Annotated in this window: 15 protein-coding genes, 3 tRNA genes and 1 pseudogene; 15 read left to right on the top strand and 4 right to left on the bottom strand. The window is 71.8% G+C overall.

The window, feature by feature from the left end:
* The first annotated feature begins 1 nt into the window (after nucleotide 1).
* The 3 genes from RBH18_RS00625 to RBH18_RS00635 all read left to right on the top strand — a co-directional run bounded on the left by RBH18_RS00625 (nucleotide 2) and on the right by RBH18_RS00635 (nucleotide 3,929).
* Complete coding sequence (locus RBH18_RS00625) at nucleotides 2-679, top strand: response regulator (RefSeq protein WP_306203803.1); 678 nt, start codon at nucleotides 2-4, stop codon at nucleotides 677-679.
* A complete protein-coding gene (locus RBH18_RS00630) occupies nucleotides 676-1,857 on the top strand; it encodes a sensor histidine kinase (protein WP_306203804.1) in 1,182 nt (393 codons plus the stop codon). The genes RBH18_RS00625 and RBH18_RS00630 overlap by 4 nt, the downstream gene beginning before the upstream one ends.
* Before the next feature lie 122 nt (nucleotides 1,858-1,979).
* Nucleotides 1,980-3,929, top strand: coding sequence for a hypothetical protein (locus tag RBH18_RS00635; RefSeq protein ID WP_306203805.1), 1,950 nt, complete (start codon nucleotides 1,980-1,982; stop codon nucleotides 3,927-3,929).
* A gap of 2 nt (nucleotides 3,930-3,931) precedes the next feature.
* Here the strand turns inward: RBH18_RS00635 and RBH18_RS00640 are convergent, their stop codons facing one another.
* The gene (locus RBH18_RS00640; protein WP_306203806.1) at nucleotides 3,932-4,819 is read right to left on the bottom strand and encodes a LysR family transcriptional regulator; all 888 of its coding nucleotides are present in this window, start codon (nucleotides 4,817-4,819) and stop codon (nucleotides 3,932-3,934) included.
* Between the two features lie 66 nt (nucleotides 4,820-4,885).
* Between RBH18_RS00640 and RBH18_RS00645 the strand changes: the two genes are divergently transcribed.
* Complete coding sequence (locus tag RBH18_RS00645) at nucleotides 4,886-5,743, top strand: EamA family transporter (protein WP_306203807.1); 858 nt, start codon at nucleotides 4,886-4,888, stop codon at nucleotides 5,741-5,743.
* Nucleotides 5,744-5,779: 36 nt separating this feature from the next.
* Nucleotides 5,780-6,217 (top strand): alternative ribosome rescue aminoacyl-tRNA hydrolase ArfB, encoded by a 438-nt coding sequence (gene arfB, locus RBH18_RS00650; RefSeq protein WP_372338814.1) that lies wholly within the window; start codon nucleotides 5,780-5,782, stop codon nucleotides 6,215-6,217.
* 228 nt (nucleotides 6,218-6,445) lie between these two features.
* Here the strand turns inward: arfB and RBH18_RS00655 are convergent, their stop codons facing one another.
* Nucleotides 6,446-7,399 (bottom strand): 3-methyladenine DNA glycosylase, encoded by a 954-nt coding sequence (locus RBH18_RS00655; protein WP_306203808.1) that lies wholly within the window; start codon nucleotides 7,397-7,399, stop codon nucleotides 6,446-6,448.
* A 271-nt stretch (nucleotides 7,400-7,670) separates the two neighbouring features.
* Between RBH18_RS00655 and RBH18_RS44045 the strand changes: the two are divergent.
* From RBH18_RS44045 to RBH18_RS00670, 3 genes and pseudogenes are all read left to right on the top strand, one after another.
* Nucleotides 7,671-7,856, top strand: a pseudogene (locus tag RBH18_RS44045) (ATP-binding cassette domain-containing protein); the annotation flags it as partial.
* Nucleotides 7,857-7,970: 114 nt separating this feature from the next.
* The gene (locus RBH18_RS00665) at nucleotides 7,971-8,219 is read left to right on the top strand and encodes a helix-turn-helix transcriptional regulator (RefSeq protein ID WP_306203866.1); all 249 of its coding nucleotides are present in this window, start codon (nucleotides 7,971-7,973) and stop codon (nucleotides 8,217-8,219) included.
* Nucleotides 8,220-8,259: 40 nt separating this feature from the next.
* Nucleotides 8,260-9,063, top strand: a complete 804-nt coding sequence (locus RBH18_RS00670; RefSeq protein WP_305782933.1) for a fumarylacetoacetate hydrolase family protein — start codon at nucleotides 8,260-8,262, stop codon at nucleotides 9,061-9,063.
* A gap of 47 nt (nucleotides 9,064-9,110) precedes the next feature.
* On the opposite strand, the gene RBH18_RS00675 is transcribed toward RBH18_RS00670, so the two are convergent.
* Entirely contained in the window at nucleotides 9,111-9,869 is a 759-nt protein-coding gene (locus RBH18_RS00675; protein WP_306203809.1) for a TetR/AcrR family transcriptional regulator, read from the bottom strand.
* A gap of 55 nt (nucleotides 9,870-9,924) precedes the next feature.
* Here RBH18_RS00675 and RBH18_RS00680 point away from each other — a divergent pair, with 55 nt between their 5' ends.
* The 5 genes from RBH18_RS00680 (at nucleotide 9,925) to RBH18_RS00700 (ending at nucleotide 12,600) form a co-directional block, all read left to right on the top strand.
* Complete coding sequence (locus RBH18_RS00680) at nucleotides 9,925-10,728, top strand: NAD(P)H-binding protein (protein WP_306203810.1); 804 nt, start codon at nucleotides 9,925-9,927, stop codon at nucleotides 10,726-10,728.
* A 90-nt stretch (nucleotides 10,729-10,818) separates the two neighbouring features.
* Nucleotides 10,819-10,890: transfer RNA gene (locus tag RBH18_RS00685), tRNA-Gln, on the top strand.
* A gap of 102 nt (nucleotides 10,891-10,992) precedes the next feature.
* Nucleotides 10,993-11,065: transfer RNA gene (locus tag RBH18_RS00690), tRNA-Glu, on the top strand.
* Nucleotides 11,066-11,364: 299 nt separating this feature from the next.
* Nucleotides 11,365-11,440 (top strand) — tRNA-Glu (locus RBH18_RS00695).
* A 455-nt stretch (nucleotides 11,441-11,895) separates the two neighbouring features.
* Complete coding sequence (locus RBH18_RS00700) at nucleotides 11,896-12,600, top strand: N-acyl homoserine lactonase family protein (protein ID WP_306203811.1); 705 nt, start codon at nucleotides 11,896-11,898, stop codon at nucleotides 12,598-12,600.
* A 276-nt stretch (nucleotides 12,601-12,876) separates the two neighbouring features.
* Here the strand turns inward: RBH18_RS00700 and RBH18_RS00705 are convergent, their stop codons facing one another.
* Nucleotides 12,877-13,563, bottom strand: coding sequence for an IclR family transcriptional regulator (locus RBH18_RS00705; protein ID WP_305782929.1), 687 nt, complete (start codon nucleotides 13,561-13,563; stop codon nucleotides 12,877-12,879).
* A gap of 49 nt (nucleotides 13,564-13,612) precedes the next feature.
* On the opposite strand from RBH18_RS00705, the gene leuC reads away from it, so the two are divergent.
* On the top strand, nucleotides 13,613-15,058 hold the full coding sequence (leuC, locus tag RBH18_RS00710) for a 3-isopropylmalate dehydratase large subunit (RefSeq protein ID WP_306203812.1): 1,446 nt from the start codon (nucleotides 13,613-13,615) through the stop codon (nucleotides 15,056-15,058).
* A 13-nt stretch (nucleotides 15,059-15,071) separates the two neighbouring features.
* Complete coding sequence (gene leuD, locus RBH18_RS00715; protein ID WP_306203813.1) at nucleotides 15,072-15,659, top strand: 3-isopropylmalate dehydratase small subunit; 588 nt, start codon at nucleotides 15,072-15,074, stop codon at nucleotides 15,657-15,659.
* Nucleotides 15,660-15,902: the final 243 nt, after the last annotated feature.

Genomic DNA, 15,902 nt, shown 5'->3' on the forward strand with positions numbered 1-15,902 from the left:
CATGCGCTTGCTGGTGGTGGAGGACGAGGAAGACCTCGCGGAGGGCCTGCGGGTCGGCCTGTCCCGCAACGGATACGCCGTGGACGTGGCGGCCGGCGTGGCGCAGGCCGAGGACCGGCTGACCGTCAACGAGTACGACCTGATGCTCCTCGACATCAACCTCCCCGACGGCGACGGCTTCGCGCTGTGCCGGGCGCTGCGGACGGGCGCCCTGGAGACGCCGGGCGACACCGGCGTCCGCGTGCTGATGCTCACCGCCCGCGGCGCCCTCGACGACCGGGTCCGCGGGCTGGACGAGGGCGCCGACGACTACCTGGTCAAGCCGTTCGCGCTCGCCGAGCTGCTGGCGCGCGTGCGGGCCCTGCTGCGCCGCGACACCAACGGCGGCACCGCCCGGCTGACCGTCGGCGACCTGGAGCTGGACACCGCCCGGCACCAGGCGGCCCTGGCCGGCCGGCGGCTGGCCCTGACGCCCAAGGAGTTCGGCGTGCTCGAATACCTGATGACCCGCCCCGGGCACGTGGTCGCGAGCGAGGAGCTGCTCGAGCACGTCTGGGACGCCAACGCCGACCCGTTCACGCAGACGGTCCGGGTGACCGTGGGCACGTTGCGCCGCAAGCTCGGCGAGGGCTGGATCGAGACCGTGGTCGGCCGCGGATACCGGCTGCGTGCGTCATGACCTTCGGAATCTGGCGCTCGATCCGCTTCCGGCTCACGGTGCTCTACTCGGCGCTGCTGTTCGCGCTCGCGACCACGGCGCTCGCGATCACGTACTTCTCGGTGGCGGCCGCGACGGACCCGCAGCCGGTCACCGAGCTGCAGGCCGTCGTCAAGCGCTACGGCGTGAAGGTCGACACCATCACGGTCGCCGACGTCAACCAGATCGAGGCGGCGGTCAACTACCGCGCCCTGGAGACCCTGCGCACCTACTCGCTGATCGCCCTCGGCGGCCTGCTGGTCGCCAGCCTCGGCATCGGCTGGGTCCTCTCCGGCCGGGCCCTGCGCCCGGTCGGCGCCATCACCCGCACCACCCGCGACATCCAGGCCACCGACCTGTCCCGCCGCATCCGCCTCCAGGGCCCCCGCGACGAGCTGCGCGACCTGGCCGACACCATCGACTCGATGCTCGACCGCCTCGACCGTGCCTTCCAGGGCCAGCGCCAGCTCATCGACGACGCGTCCCACGAGCTGCGCAGCCCGCTGGCCATCATCCGTACGCACCTCGACGCCACCCTGACCGCCCCGGAAGCGACGCCCGAGGAACGCGACCGCGCCGTCGCCGTGATCGACCGCGCCACGACCCGCATGTCCCGCCTCGTCGAAGACCTGCTCGCCACCGCCCGCCGCGACGCCGACGCGCTCACCGACACCGACGTCGACCTCTCCGTCGTGGCCGCCGAGGCCGGCGAGGACGCGGCGCCGTTCCGCTTCACGTACGACCTCGGCGCCGGCCTCCACCTCATCGGCGACGCCGACGCCCTCCGCCGGGCCGTCGGCAACCTCCTGTCGAACGCCGTCCGCCTCGCCCCGCCCGCCTCCACCGTGACCATCGCCACCGGCCGCACCGGCTCCTGGCTCTGGGTCGCCGTCGCCGACGAGGGCCCGGGCATCGCCGCCGCCGACCTGCCCCACGTCTTCGACCGCTTCTGGCGCGGCTCGGCGACCCGCCCCGGCGGCGAACGCCGCACCGGCCTGGGCCTCGCCATCGTCCGCCAGATCGTCGAGTCCCACGGCGGCCAGGTCGCCGCCTTCTCCACCCCCGCCGAGGGCAGCACCTTCGTCCTCTGGCTCCCCGCCGCCGACCGCGCCGACGACAACCCGCCCCCGCCCACCGACCCCTTGTCGCCAGCCAGCTAGCGGTGTGCTAAGAATGTACGTGGAGCAAGGAGGTTCCCGTGCGTCTCAGTACGTCACTACCCGGCCGACTTCGCAACACTTCGCTGCCCACCAGCCACGGCCTTCTGCCACTGTTCGAGGCGGTGGTCAACGCAATCCAGTCGATCGATGCCACCGGCGACGACACCAGCCTCGGTCTGATTACCGTCGAGGTCGGGCGGCTGAGTCAGCCGAGCCTTCCCGGAGTGGCCGGCCGCAAGGGCCCCCTCCCGCAGGAGCCCATCCGATCCTTCCGCATCGAGGACAACGGCATCGGGTTCGATCGCGACAACATGGCGTCCTTCGAGACGCTCGACAGTGAGTACAAGGCCGACCAGGGATGCCGCGGTGTCGGCCGGCTGCTGTGGCTGAAGGCCTTCGACACCGTCGAGATCACCAGCGTCTTCCGGTCTGCCTCGGGCCGATGCCTGCGCCGGTCCTTCTCCTTCACCGCCGCCCAGGGTGTCTCCGGCAGCGAGCCGACGGGGACGGAGGAGGCGCAGACCGGGGCGACGGTGACCCTCGCCGGTTTTCGGCCGTCCTACCGCGATGCGTCCGCCAAGACGGCTCAGACCATCGCGCGCAGTCTGCTCGAGCACTGTCTCTGGTACTTCGTCCGGCCGGGAGGATGTCCGGAGATCCTTCTGATGGACGGCACAGAGCGGATCAGCCTGTCCAAGCTCTTCGAGGACTACATGCTCACCTCGGCGGAGGTGGAGTCGCTGGCCGTCCGGGGCCGCAGCTTCGACGTCGTCCATCTGCGGGTGCAGGCGAGGGCGGGCATCGAGTCCCAGATCCACTGGTGCGCGGCCAACCGCGTGGTGGTCGAGGAAAAGCTGGCCGACAAGGTCCCCGGCCTGCACGGCCGCCTGGGCGCGGGCGAGTCCGCCTTCGTCTACTCGTGTTACGTGACGTCGCCCTTCCTGGACGAGGTCGTCCGGTCGGAGCGGACGGGTTTCGACCTGCTCGAAAGTACGGAGGGGACGCTCCTCGCCGACGAGCTGAGCCTGTCCGAGATCCGGACGGCGGTCCTACGGGCTGCCGAGCGCTATCTGGGCGACCTGCTCGACGAGGCCAAGCAGGCGGGCCGGGCCCGGGTCGAGGAGTTCGTCGACCACCGGGCGCCGCGCTATCGCCCGATCCTCCGGCACATCGATCCCCGCAAGCTTTTCGTGGATCCCGACATCTCCGAGCGGGACCTCGAGTTGCTGCTGCACCGGCAGCTGTGGGACATCGAGGCCGACCTCCTCGACGAGGGCCACCGGGTGCTCGCCGGGGACGTCGCCGACGGCTCGCCCGAGCACCGGAAGCGGCTCGACGACTATCTCGCGAGGATCGATGACGTGAAGAAGTCGGACCTGGCTGCCTACGTCTCCCGGCGCCGGGTCGTCCTGGACGTGCTGGCCAAGGCGATCCAGGCGGACAAGGACGGCAGATACGTCCGCGAGGACGTGATCCACAAGCTGATCATGCCGATGCGGACCACCTCGAACGACGTCCCGCCGGAGGTCTGCAACCTGTGGATCATCGACGAGCGACTGGCCTTCCATAACTTCCTCGCCTCCGACAAGCCGCTGAGCAGCTTCCCGATCACCGACTCCACCGAGCGCAAGGAACCGGATCTGCTCGCCCTGCAGGTCTGCGACACCCCCGTCCTGGTTTCGGAGAAGGAGAAGCTTCCGCTCGCGGCAATCACGGTCGTGGAGATCAAGCGACCCATGCGGGCGGACTCGAAACAGGACAGTGGCCCGGTTTGGCAGGCACTCGGATACCTCAACAGGGTGCGGAGGGGCGAGGTCAAGACGGCACAGGGCCGACTGATTCCCGCCGCCGACGACACTCCCGGATTCCTCTACGTGGTCGCCGACCTGACCCCCGCAGTGATTGAGCAGTGCAACATCACCGGCTTGAAGCGGACCCGGGACGGCATGGGGTTCTTCGGATACAACGACAACTACCGGGCCTACATCGAGGTGTCGTCGTTCGACCGGTTGCTCAACTCCGCGCACGAGCGGAACAGGGCCTTCTTCGACAAGCTGGGTCTGCCGGTCTGACCTCAGGTGAGCTGGTCGCGGAGGGCCTTGCGGAAGGCGCGGATGGCCGGCTGGTCGGCGGAGCCGGTGCGGACGCCGGTGTAGAGGCGGCGGCGGGGGCGGCCCGGCAGGGGGTGGAGGTGGACGGCGCTGTGGTCGCGGCCGGTCCACAGGAGATCGGGGACGAAGGCGACCGCGTGGCCGGTCTCGACGAGGCGGATCTGCAGGAGGAGGTCGCCGGAGACGAAGCGGACGTCGGGCTCGAAGCCGGCCGTGCGGCAGAGCTGGCGGGCCCAGTCGCCCGGGACGATGCCCGCCGGGTCGAAGACGAAGGGGGCGTCGGCCAGGTCCGCCAGGTCCGGGCGGGACCACGGGCCGCTCGCCGGGACCACGCACAGCATCTCGTCGCGGATCAGGTCCTCCTCGTCGACGCCGGGCAGCCGGGGCTGGGCGAGGCCCGGATAGTCCTCGCCGAGCACCACGTCGAACTCGTGCGCGAGCAGCCCGGCGAACGCCGGCCCCGCCTCCACCTGGGTGATCTCCACGCGCAGCCCGGCATGGGCCGCCGCGAGGCCGGACAGGGCGCCGGGGACCAGGGCGAGCAGCACCGACTGGAAGGATGCGACCCGCAGGGTGCCGGTGACCTTCGTCATGCTGGCCGCCAGTTCGGCCTCGGCGAGCTCCATCCGGGCCAGGATCGCCTCGGCGTGGCGGACCAGGATCCGGGCCTGCGCGGTGAGCCGTACGCCCCGGCCGACCCGCTCGAGCAGCGTCGCACCCGTCTCCGTCTCCAGCAGGCTGAGCTGCTGCGATATCGCCGACGGGCTGTAGTTGAGGGCGCGCGCGACGGCCGCGAGGGTGCCGAGGCGGTCGAGCTCGCGGAGCAGGCGCAGGCGGTGAACGTCCAACATTTCTGACGATTATTCCTCAGAAACGTTCGCTGGACTTCTCGATCCTCGCCGCTGGACGCTGGGCCCATGTCCACCGCAACGCTTGCCCGCCCGGGATCCGCCCGGCCCGCCGTCCTCATGATCCTCGGCTCCTGCACTTCGCTGCAGGTCGGCGCGGCCCTCGCGGCGCGGCTGTTCCCGGTCACGGGCAGCGCCGGGGCGACGCTGCTCCGGCTCGGACTCGCGGCCGGTGTGATGGTGGCGGTCGCTCGTCCGGCCGTACGGGCGTGGCGAAGCCATCAGTGGCGGGCGGTGCTGCTGCTCGGTCTCACCCTCGCGGGCATGAACGGCTTCTTCTACGCCGCGATCGCGCGGATCCCGCTCGGGCCGGCCGTGGCTATCGAGTTCCTCGGGCCGCTGACCCTGGCAGCCGTCCTGTCGCGCCGCGTCCGGGACATCGCCTGGGTGCTGCTCGCCATGGCGGGCGTGGCCCTGCTCGGCTTCGCCGACGGCGCCGGGGCGCTGGACCCGCTCGGCGTCCTCTTCGTCCTCGTCGCCGCGGCCTTCTGGGCGCTCTACATCCTCGCGAGCGCCCGGGCCGGAGCCGCCGTCCAGGGACAGGGCGGGCTGGCGATCGCCATGGCCGTCGGCGCGGTGGTGCTGCTGCCGGTCGGCGTCACCGGCGCGGAGAGGGCGCTGACGTCGCCCACGGTCCTGGTGCTGGCGCTCGCGACCGGGGTGCTGGCGTCCGTCATCCCGTACTCGCTGGAGCTCTCCGCCCTGCGCCGCCTGCCCAAGCGCGTCTTCGGTGTCCTGCTCAGCCTCGAGCCGGTGGTGGCGGCCGTCGCCGGCTGGGCGCTGCTCGGTCAGCCCGCCACCTGGGTGACCGCCCTGGCCGTCGGCGTGGTGGTCGCCGCGAGCGTCGGATCCACGGCGTTCGCTTGATCACATTCTGCGTGGCGGCGGCGGCCGGGTAGTGAAATGCTGTGGCGCGTGGCCGACGACGTGCAGGTGAACGAGCGGCTCGTCATCCCCGCGGCCGAGCTGTCCTGGCGGTTCTCGCGCGCGAGCGGGCCGGGCGGGCAGGGTGTGAACACGACCGACTCCCGGGTCGAGCTCTCCTGGGACCTGGGCGGATCGGATCTGCTGCCGCCGTCGCTCAAGGAGCGCGCGGCCGAGCGGCTCGCGCACCGGCTGGTCCACGGCGTGCTGACCGTGGTCGCGTCCGAGCACCGTTCCCAGCTGCGCAACCGGGAGGCGGCTGCGGCGCGGCTCGCCGGCCTGGTGGCGGGGGCCATCGCGCCTCCGCCGCGGGTTCGCCGGGCCACCCGCCCGTCGCGCGGATCGGTCGAGCGGCGCATCGCCGACAAGAAGCGGCGCAGTCAGACCAAGCGCAACCGCCGCCCCGACGACTACTGATCGTTTCGCCTCTCACAGCTCCGCGCCGCGGATGCGCAGTTGCACGTGTTGCGGCGCACAGCCCTCGCCGCTCGAAGGCCGGGCGGGTTGCGGGGACCGCCGCTTTCGGCACGGCGGCGGGCTCAGAGGTTGTGCGGGGTCACGGCCTCATGGTCTTTCGGGCACGGCGGCGGGATCAGACGTTGTGCGGGGTCACGGCCTCATGGTCTTTCGGGCACGGCGGCGGGATCAGACGTTGTGCGGGGCCACGGCCTCACGGTTCTCCGCGGCGAGGGCGGGGCCGAGCAGCGCCTCGCAGACCCGGATCAGGCGGGCGCGCAGCGCGGCGGCCCGGCGGGCGAACTCGCGCTGCCGGGCCACGTACTCCTGCTTGCCCTCGGGGGTCTCGATCTTGACCGCGGGCTGGTCGTAGGAGCTCAGGTCGTAGGGGCTGGCCTGCATGTCCAGCAGCCGGATGTCGCCGGCCAGCGCGAAGCAGTCGAGGGCCAGGGCGCCGGGCACCGCGGGGCCGAGCTTGCTCGCCCACTTGTGACAGTCCATCGCGGCGTGCAGGCAGCCGGGCTGGTCGAGATCGACCTGGGTGGCCCGGGTCGGCTGGAGCCGGTTGAGCCCGACCGCCTCGGGCGTGAAGAACCGGAAGGCGTCGAAGTGCGTGCACCGGATCGGATGCGTCTCGACGACCCGGTCGGTCTCGGCCTGGCCCAGGCGCAGCGGCAGCTGGTGCCGGTGCTCCGGCTGGCGGTAGACCATGGCCCACTCGTGCAGGCCGAAGCAGCCGGAGAAGGCGGGCCGGGACGCCGTCGCGGTGAGCAGGCCGTGGATGTAGCGGACGCTCTCGCCGCGGGCCTGCATGTAGGCCTCGACGTCGAGCGTGACCACCCCGTCGGGCAGCGTCGTGTAGAACTTCCAGCCCGCGTGCTCGGCCGGGCCGTCGGGAGTGGGGCCGAGACCCGCGCCGACGCCGGGGTGCCAGCGGCGCAGCTGGGCCGGGCGGGTGCCGTAGTAGTCGTACAGAAAATCCTCTATGGCGTGCTTCTCGCCGGCCGCCTTGCGTGCCCGGTGCCCGGCCGTCATCCCGTCGGCCCGCTCGGCATGGGCGAGCGCCAGCGGGACCCAGCTCACACTCGGCAGCACGGTGGTCAGCGCGTGTGCCGCGCCCGGTGCCCCCTCGCCGATCCCCATCGCTCCAGCGTATCCAGGTCGGCCACTTCTATCGAGCGCTGATCTCTCCGGGTGTGAGGAACGCCCGGAGGAGGGGCCGACGGATATCTGACATGCGGCGGAATGTAGTACACCTGCTACATTCTCGCTGAGGGGCTGGGCATGACGACATCGACGGGGGTGCTGGAGGCCGTGCCGGGATCGCCGACCGACGACCGCGTCCTTGACGTCCGTGACCTGCGGATGCGCTATGGCGGCACCGATGTGCTGCGCGGGGTCACTTTCGCCGCCTCGGGTCGGGCAGCTTTCCGGCGGGCAGCGCCGGCGCCTCGACCTGGCCATCGGCATCGTGGGGCGGCCCGAGCTGCTCTTCCTCGACGAGCCCACGGCCGGCTTCGCCCCGGCGGCGCGCTGCGAGTTCCACGACCTGGTGCACCAACTGTCCGATGTGGACGAGACCACCATCCCGCTGACCACCTCGGCATGGGGCTGGCCTTCGCCGGAGTGCGGGCCATCGCCGCGCAGCTGGCGGTCGAGCGGGTGGCCCGCCGCCGCGAGCGGGCCCTGCAGCGGGTCACGTGAGAAGGGGCACATGGGTTCCGAGGCCACCTACAACCGCATCGCGATGCTCCGCGCCGAGCGAGGCGTCTCGCGGCGGCAGCTCGCCGAGGCCGTGGGCGTGCACTACCAGACGGTCGGCTACCTCGAGCGGGGCGAGTTCAGCCCGTCGCTGCACCTGGCCCTGCGGATCAGCGCCTACTTCGAGGTGCCCGTGGAGGTGCTCTTCGCGCTGGAGCCGTTCCCGCGGCTCGGCACCGATCCCGCCGCGCGCAGCGCGTAGCCTCGATCGTGAATCACCGCTTCGAGGATGGGGATGACCCGTGCGTTTCGCTCGTTTTGTTCATGCCGGTGGCGTGTCCTTCGGGGTCGTCGAGGGTGAGGCGCAGTCCGGCGCCGGCGGTCTGACGATCGCCGAGATCGACAGCATCCCGTTCCAGAACGTCCGCTTCACCGGCAACCGCTGGGCCCTCGCGGACGTCCGGCTCCTCGCCCCGATCTTCTCCAGCAAGGTCATCGGCGTGGGCCGCAACTATGCCGACCACGCCGCCGAGCTGGGCAACGAGGTGCCCAAGGAGCCGCTGCTCTTCATCAAGCCCTCCACCTCGGTGATCGGCCCCAACGACGCCATCCGCATCCCGGCCGTCACCAGCCAGGTCGAGCACGAGGCCGAGCTGGCCGTCGTCATCGGCCCGAGCGGCGCCCGCCGCGTCGACCGCGCCGGCGCCGAGAAGGCCATCTTCGGCTACACGGTGGGCAACGACGTCACCGCCCGCGACCTGCAGCGCACCGACTCGCAGTGGACGCGCGCCAAGGGCTTCGACTCGTTCTGCCCGCTGGGCCCGTGGATCGAGACGGAGCTGGACGTGAGCGACCTGGAGGTGCGGTGCGAGGTGGGCCGCAACCCCGACGAGATGGAGGTGCGCCAGCTGGGCCGCACCAAGGACATGGTCTTCGACGTGCCGACCCTGGTGTCGTACGTGTCGCATGTCATGACGCTGCTCCCGGGCGACGTGATCCTCACCGGCACGCCCGCCGGGGTGAGCCAGATCGTGTCCGGGGAGACGGTGTCCGTGTCGGTCCAGGGCATCGGCGAGCTGCGGAACCCGGTCGTCTCGCTCGACTGACCCCACAGCCGCCATCAGCCGGCGGCGATCCTTGCCGGCCGGCCGCGTCAGTCGGTCGCGATGCCGTCCAGCATCTTCTGCAGGCCGTAGTCGAACGCGACTGCGGCCTGCTCCTCTGCGCCGCCGCCGTAGCCGCCCGCCTCCCAGATTCGGGTCATGGCCGGATGCCGCTCGGCGTCGAACCAGTTCTCCCAGAAGCTCGTGCGCTCCTGCCACCAGGCGTCCGTGGACTTGCCCGTGGCCCTGCGGAGCAGCGCACTCTCGGCCTCCTGCCGGGCCGCCGCGGTGACGAACATGGTGAACGCCACCGCGGCGGGGTTGATCTGCCCCGTCGGCAGTCCCGCGTCGGCCATGGCGGCCAGCACGAACTCCCGCTCCCGGAAGGTGCCGGGTCCGAGCGGCGGCCGGGCCGTGGAGACCTGGGCGAGCCACGGGTGCAGGCGATAGATCTCCTTGGTGCGGTGGGCGTACCGGACGAGCCTCGTGCGCCACTCCGCCGGGTCGCCGCCGATCGTGGCGAGATTCCGCTGCTCCAGCGCCTCGTCGGCCATCAGGTCGACCAGGGCCGCGCGCGACGGCACGTACGTGTAGAGCGTCATCGTCGCCACTCCCAGCCGCTCCGCGACGCGGGCCATCGAGGTCGCCTCGAGTCCGTCGGCGTCGGCGATCGCCATCGCGGCGGTGAGCACGTCGTCGATGCCGAGCCGGGGCTTGCGGCCGGTGCGCGCGGGCACCGGGGGAGCGGTGCGGCGCCACAGCAGGGACAGCAGCCGGTCGAGGTCGGGGGCTTCACTCGGCTCGCTCATCTCGTATACCCTACGAGAACTGTTTCCGTAGGGCATACGAGAACGGGGTGACGCGATGAAGATCCTGGTGACGGGCGCGACCGGCAACGTGGGGCGGCTGGTGGTGGACGAGCTGCTGGCGCTCGGCGCGACGGACGTCCGGGCGCTGACGGCCAAGCCGGAGGCGGCCCGGCTGCCCGAGGGCGTCGAGGTCTTCCGCGGCTGGATCGGCCGTCCGGCGACCGTCGCGCCCGCGCTGCGTGACGTCGACCACCTCTACCTGGCGCCGCACCTCCCCACGAACGCCGAGATCTGCCGCCTGGCGGCCGACGCCGGCGTGCGCCGCATCGTCGACCTGGCCGGGGCCAAGGACGGCGAGTGGCGCCCGATCGAGGAGGGTGTCGAGGCCACGGGCGTGCCCCACGTCCACCTCGAACCGGGCGAGTTCCTGCCCAACACGCTCATGTGGGCGGCGCAGACCCGCGCCGGCGACGTCGTCCGCGACGGCTGCGGCGAGTCCAGCAGCGCGCTCATCGCCCTCGAGGACATCGCGGCGGTGGCGGCCCGGTGCCTGGTCGAGGAGGGGCACGAGGGCCGGTCGTACGAGCTCACGGGCCCCGCCTCCCTCACCCGCCGCGACCGCGTGGCGCAGCTCGGGCTGGCCCTGGGCCGCACCCTCGAATACGTCGACCTGCCCCGCGAGGCCTTCATCGCGGAGCTCGCTCCCGCCATGGGCGAATACGCCGCCTGGTACGTGGACGGCCTCGCAGCGCTCATCGACCACCCGCAGCCCGTGTCGCCCGCCGTCGAGCAGGTGACCGGACGGCCCGGGACGACCTTCCTGGAGTGGGCACGGGCGCACGCGGCGGACTTCCGCTGACCCTGCTTCCGGGGGCCCGATTTGGCGCCCACTGGAGGCTCGGGTAGAGTTCGTTCTCGGCACGGAACACCGCAAGGTGGGAAGCGCCGATGGGGTATGGGGTAATTGGCAGCCCGACTGATTCTGGTTCAGTTAGTCTAGGTTCGAGTCCTGGTACCCCAGCGCTGAGGTCTTTCGAGGTCGGCGGCGCTGGTAGCTCGCGAAAAACGAGTGGCAGCGCTGCTGGATCGGTAAGACCATGGCAGGAGCAACACGGCAATGCCTGGTCCCGTCGTCTAGCGGCCTAGGACGCCGCCCTCTCAAGGCGGTAGCGAGGGTTCGAATCCCTTCGGGACTACAGCAGTGACAGCAGCTCGCCTCATCCGAGGCGGGCTGTTTTCGTTTCCGCCCCCTTCGCGCTGAAGCCCACCTCCCGCGTCTTCTCCGCGCCCTGATTGCCTCGCACATCTCCTCCGCACTCGGGCCATGTTTCGCGGCCCCCGCGGGTCCTGCCCTTCCTTCCCCTCGGCTGGGCCCGTCCGGGTGGTTGATGTGGGGCGGCCCACCCTGGCTGGCGGCCGGGCCGCGGCAGACGATAGAGTTCCACTCCGTTGCTCCGCGATGCACGTCGTCGCGGCGGCGATGAAAGTCCGGCCCGGTCCCGTCGTCTAGCGGCCTAGGACGCCGCCCTCTCAAGGCGGTAGCGAGGGTTCGAATCCCTTCGGGACTACCACCACCGAGCCCGTGTCATGCGACACGGGCTCGCTGCGTTCCAAGCCTCCGCCGGCCGAGCCGCTGTGCCGTGGGCCTCCGCCGGCCAAGCCGCTGTGCCGTGGGCTTCCGCCGGCCGAGTTCTTGCGTCCCAGCGTCCCACCCGCCACCCGCCGCCGCGCGCCACCCGCCGTGTGCCGCCGCCCGCCGCCACCCGCCACCCGCCACCCGCCGCCGTGTGCCGCCGCCCGCCGCCGCGCGCCACCCGCCGTCCGCCGCGCGCCACCCGCCGCGCACCGCCCGGCCGCTTGCCGCCCGGTCTCCTGCCCCCGCCGCTGGCTGCCCGCTCGCTGCTTTCCGGGCGCTGGCATCTTTTTCCCGGGCTGGCGCGGTCAGGGGCGGATGCAAGGGCTTCTGCGGTCGGCAGATCCGCGTCGGGCGTAACCCGGATCCCTCGCTGCCAGCGAAGATGGACCCATGACGGAGCTATCGGTACGACGCGTCGACTTCGGATACTTCGTGCGCCCCGCCGAGGAGACGGGCACGGGCGCGCCCCGGGTCGAGCCCTGTCTCGGCTATCTCGTCGAGCATCCGGACGGCCTGCTGCTCATGGACACGGGCATGGCGGGGGACGCCGGCGTGGACGCGCACTACCGGCCTTCGCGGATCGGGCTGCGCGAGGCGTTGGGGGCGGCGGGCGCGCGGCTGGACGACGTGCGGTGGGTGGTGAACTGTCACCTGCACTTCGATCACAGCGGGGGCAACCCGCTGCTGCCGGGGCGCCCGATCTTCACGCAGCGGACGGAGCTCGACACAGCCCGGCGATCGGATCAGTACCTGCGCGAGTGCGTGGATGCGCCCGGCGTCACCTACACCGAGCTGGACGGCGAGACGGAAGTGCTGCCCGGGGTCGTCATCGTGCCCACGCCCGGCCACGCGGCGGGCCACCAGTCGCTCGTGGTGCGCCGCAAGGACGGCACGATCGTCGTCGCCGGGCAGAGCCATGACCACGCGACGGCGTTCGCCGGGGATGTGCTCGCCCACCGAGCCGCCGGCGAGGGCGCCGGGCAGCCGCTGCCTGTCGCGCCGGCCTGGATCCCGCGCCTGCTGGACTTCGACCCGGCTCGCGTGGTGTTCGCGCACGACAACTCGGTCTGGGAGCCGCGCGAAGCCACCTGGTGATCAAGGCAACACCGCCGCCGAAGCAGTCAAAGCCCGCGGACAGAAGCAGTCAAAGCCCGCGCCGAAGCCCGCGCGCCGATGCCCGCTCAAGCGCCGAAGCCCGCGCGCCGAAGCCCGCTCAAACGCCGGCGCCCGCTCGCGCGCCGACATCCGGAGTGGCCGGCGCCGGCTCGCGAGAAGCGAACCGCCAGGATCCGGGGAGGCCCGCGTCGACCTCGCGCGAGCTCGGACGCCGGCTCGGGAGAAGAAGGCCGCCAGAATCCCGCGGCGAGCGGGTCAGAGGCCGCTGAGCCGCTGCCCCGCCCGTACGACAGCCATCGCGTGCCGCTCGCCGGGACGACGACCCAGCCGTTCGATCGGACCGCTTATCGAGATGGAGGCGATGACCCGGCCCGTCCGGTCGCGGATGGGGGCCGAGACGCTGGCCACACCCGGCTCGCGCTCGGCGACGCTCTGGGCCCAGCCGCGGCGGCGGACCTCGGCGAGCGTGCGCCCCGTGAACTTGCACCGGGGCAGCAGCGGCATCACGGCCTCCGGCGGCTCCCAGGCGAGCAGGATCTGGGCCGCGGAGCCGGCGACCATCGGGAGGACCGAGCCGACCGGGACGGTGTCGCGCAGGCCGCTCGCCCGCTCCGCCGCGGCCACGCAGATGCGCTCGTCGGCACGCCGGAGGTAGAGCTGTGCGCTCTCGCCCGTGGCGTCCCGCAATGCGGTCAGCAGCGGCTCGGCCGCGGTCAGCAGGACGTCGGGGGCGGCGTTGGCGAGCTCGCCCAGCCGCGGGCCCGGGCGCCAGCGGCCCTGGGTGTCGCGGACCAGCATCCGGTGGATCTCCAGAGCCTGGGCCAGCCGGTGCGCGGTGGCCCGGGGCAGCTTGGTCCGGTCGACTAATTCGGCCAGGCTGGCGCCGTCGACACAGGCCGCGAGGATGACCACCGCCTTGTCGAGAACGCCGACACCGCTCATACTGTGTCCCACAAGCCGAAACATACCTCCCAGAATTTAGGATGTCCAGATGGTGGGAGTCACTCCGAAGCCGAGGACCTTGGCAGAGAAGGTCTGGGACGACCATGTCGTGCGTAGCGCCGAGGGTGAGCCTGATCTGCTCTTCATCGACCTGCACCTGCTGCACGAGGTGACCAGCCCGCAGGCCTTCGACGGCCTGCGCATGGCGAACCGCAAGGTCCGGCGCACCGACCTGACGCTGGCGACCGAGGATCACAACACCCCGACCGGGTACGCGGATCCGGCCTTCAACACCCGTCGCGGCGACCTGCTGACGATCGCCGACACGACCTCGCGCACCCAGATCGAGACGCTCCGGAAGAACTGCGCCGAGTTCGGCGTGCAGATCCGCTCGCTCGGTCACGTGGACCAGGGCATCGTGCACATCATCGGCCCGCAGCTGGGGCTCACCCAGCCCGGCATGACGATCGTGTGCGGCGACTCGCACACCGCGACCCACGGCGCCTTCGGGGCGCTGGCCTTCGGCATCGGCACCAGCGAGGTCGAGCACGTGCTCGCGACGCAGACGCTGCCGCAGGCGAAGCCGAAGACCATGGCCGTGACGGTGACCGGCGAGCTGCGCCCCGGCGTCACCGCGAAGGACCTCATCCTCGCGCTCATCACGCAGGTCGGCACCGGCGGCGGCAACGGCCACATCGTGGAGTACCGCGGCGAGGCCATCCGGAAGCTCTCGATGGCGGGCCGGATGACCATCTGCAACATGTCGATCGAGTGGGGCGCCAAGGCCGGCATGATCGCGCCGGACGAGACCACCTTCGAGTACCTCAAGGGCCGCGAGCACGCGCCCCAGGGTGCGGAGTGGGACGCCGCCGTCGAGTACTGGAAGTCGCTGGCGACCGACGAGGACGCCGAGTTCGACACCGAGGTGATCCTCGACGCCTCCACCATCAGCCCGTTCGTCACCTGGGGCACCAACCCGGGCCAGGGCGCGCCGCTGGACAGCGCCGTGCCGGACCCGGAGGAGTTCGTCGACGAGACCGAGCGCAACGCCGCCCGCCGCGCGCTGGAGTACATGGACCTTCGGGCCGGCACGCCGCTCAAGGACGTCGCCGTCGACGTGGTCTTCGTCGGCTCCTGTACCAACGGCCGCATCGAGGACCTGCGCGCCGCCGCGGACGTGATCCGGGGTCACAAGGTGCACGAGGGCGTCCGGATGATGATCGTCCCGGGGTCGTACCAGGTCCGTGAGGCCGCCGAGCAGGAGGGCCTCGACAAGATCTTCACAGACGCGGGGGCCGAGTGGCGCTTCGCGGGCTGCTCGATGTGCCTGGGCATGAACCCGGACACGCTCAGCCCCGGCCAGCGCGCCGCCTCCACGTCCAACCGCAACTTCGAGGGCCGGCAGGGCAAGGGCGGGCGTACCCACCTGGTCTCGCCGGAGGTCGCCGCCGCCACCGCCGTGGCCGGCAAGCTCGCCGCCCCCGCAGACCTCTGAGCCGGAGAGAATCATGGACAAGTTCACCACCCACAGCGGCAAGGTCATGCCGCTGCGCCGCTCCGATGTGGACACCGATCAGATCATCCCGGCGGTCTACCTGAAGCGGGTCACCCGCACCGGTTTCGAGGACGGGCTGTTCAGCGCCTGGCGCGAGGACCCGTCGTTCGTGCTGCACAACCCCGCCCACGCGGGTGCCACGATCCTCGTCGCCGGCCCCAACTTCGGGACCGGCTCCTCCCGCCAGCACGCCGTCTGGGCCCTGCGCGACTGGGGCTTCAAGGTCGTCATCGCCGCCCGCTTCGGCGACATCTTCCGGGGCAACGCCCTCAAGGAGGGGCTGCTGCCCGTCCAGCTCGACCAGAAGGCCGTCGAGGCGCTCTGGGACCTGGGCGACAGCGAGCCGGAGAAGGAGGTGACCGTCGACCTCGGCGCCCGTGAGGTGCGCGTGGACGAGGCGCACTGGTCCTTCCCGATCGACGACTTCAGCCGCTGGCGCCTCATGGAGGGCCTCGACGACATCGGACTGACCCTGCGCCACGCAGACGCGATCGCCGCGTACGAGCAGCGCCGCCCGGCCTTCAAGCCCGTCACCGTCTGAGCCGGCAGCCGGAAAGCCGGCAGTCGGGAGCGCAAAGCGGGAGCCGGAGCGAAAACCGGGGACCCGGAAGCCGGAAAACGCCGGGGGCAGCCGGAAAGCGGCCCCCCGGCATCCGGGAAGGCCTGCGAGGCACCGGATCCGGCCGCCGGGAGACCGGAAAACCCGGCCGCACCGAGGGTTCCGGCGCCCGCCAACCCCGGATCCGTTGCCCGGAAGGGCCATCGGGAGGCGGAAATCACTCGC

Source organism: Actinoplanes oryzae, from assembly GCF_030757795.1.
GTDB lineage: Bacteria > Actinomycetota > Actinomycetes > Mycobacteriales > Micromonosporaceae > Actinoplanes.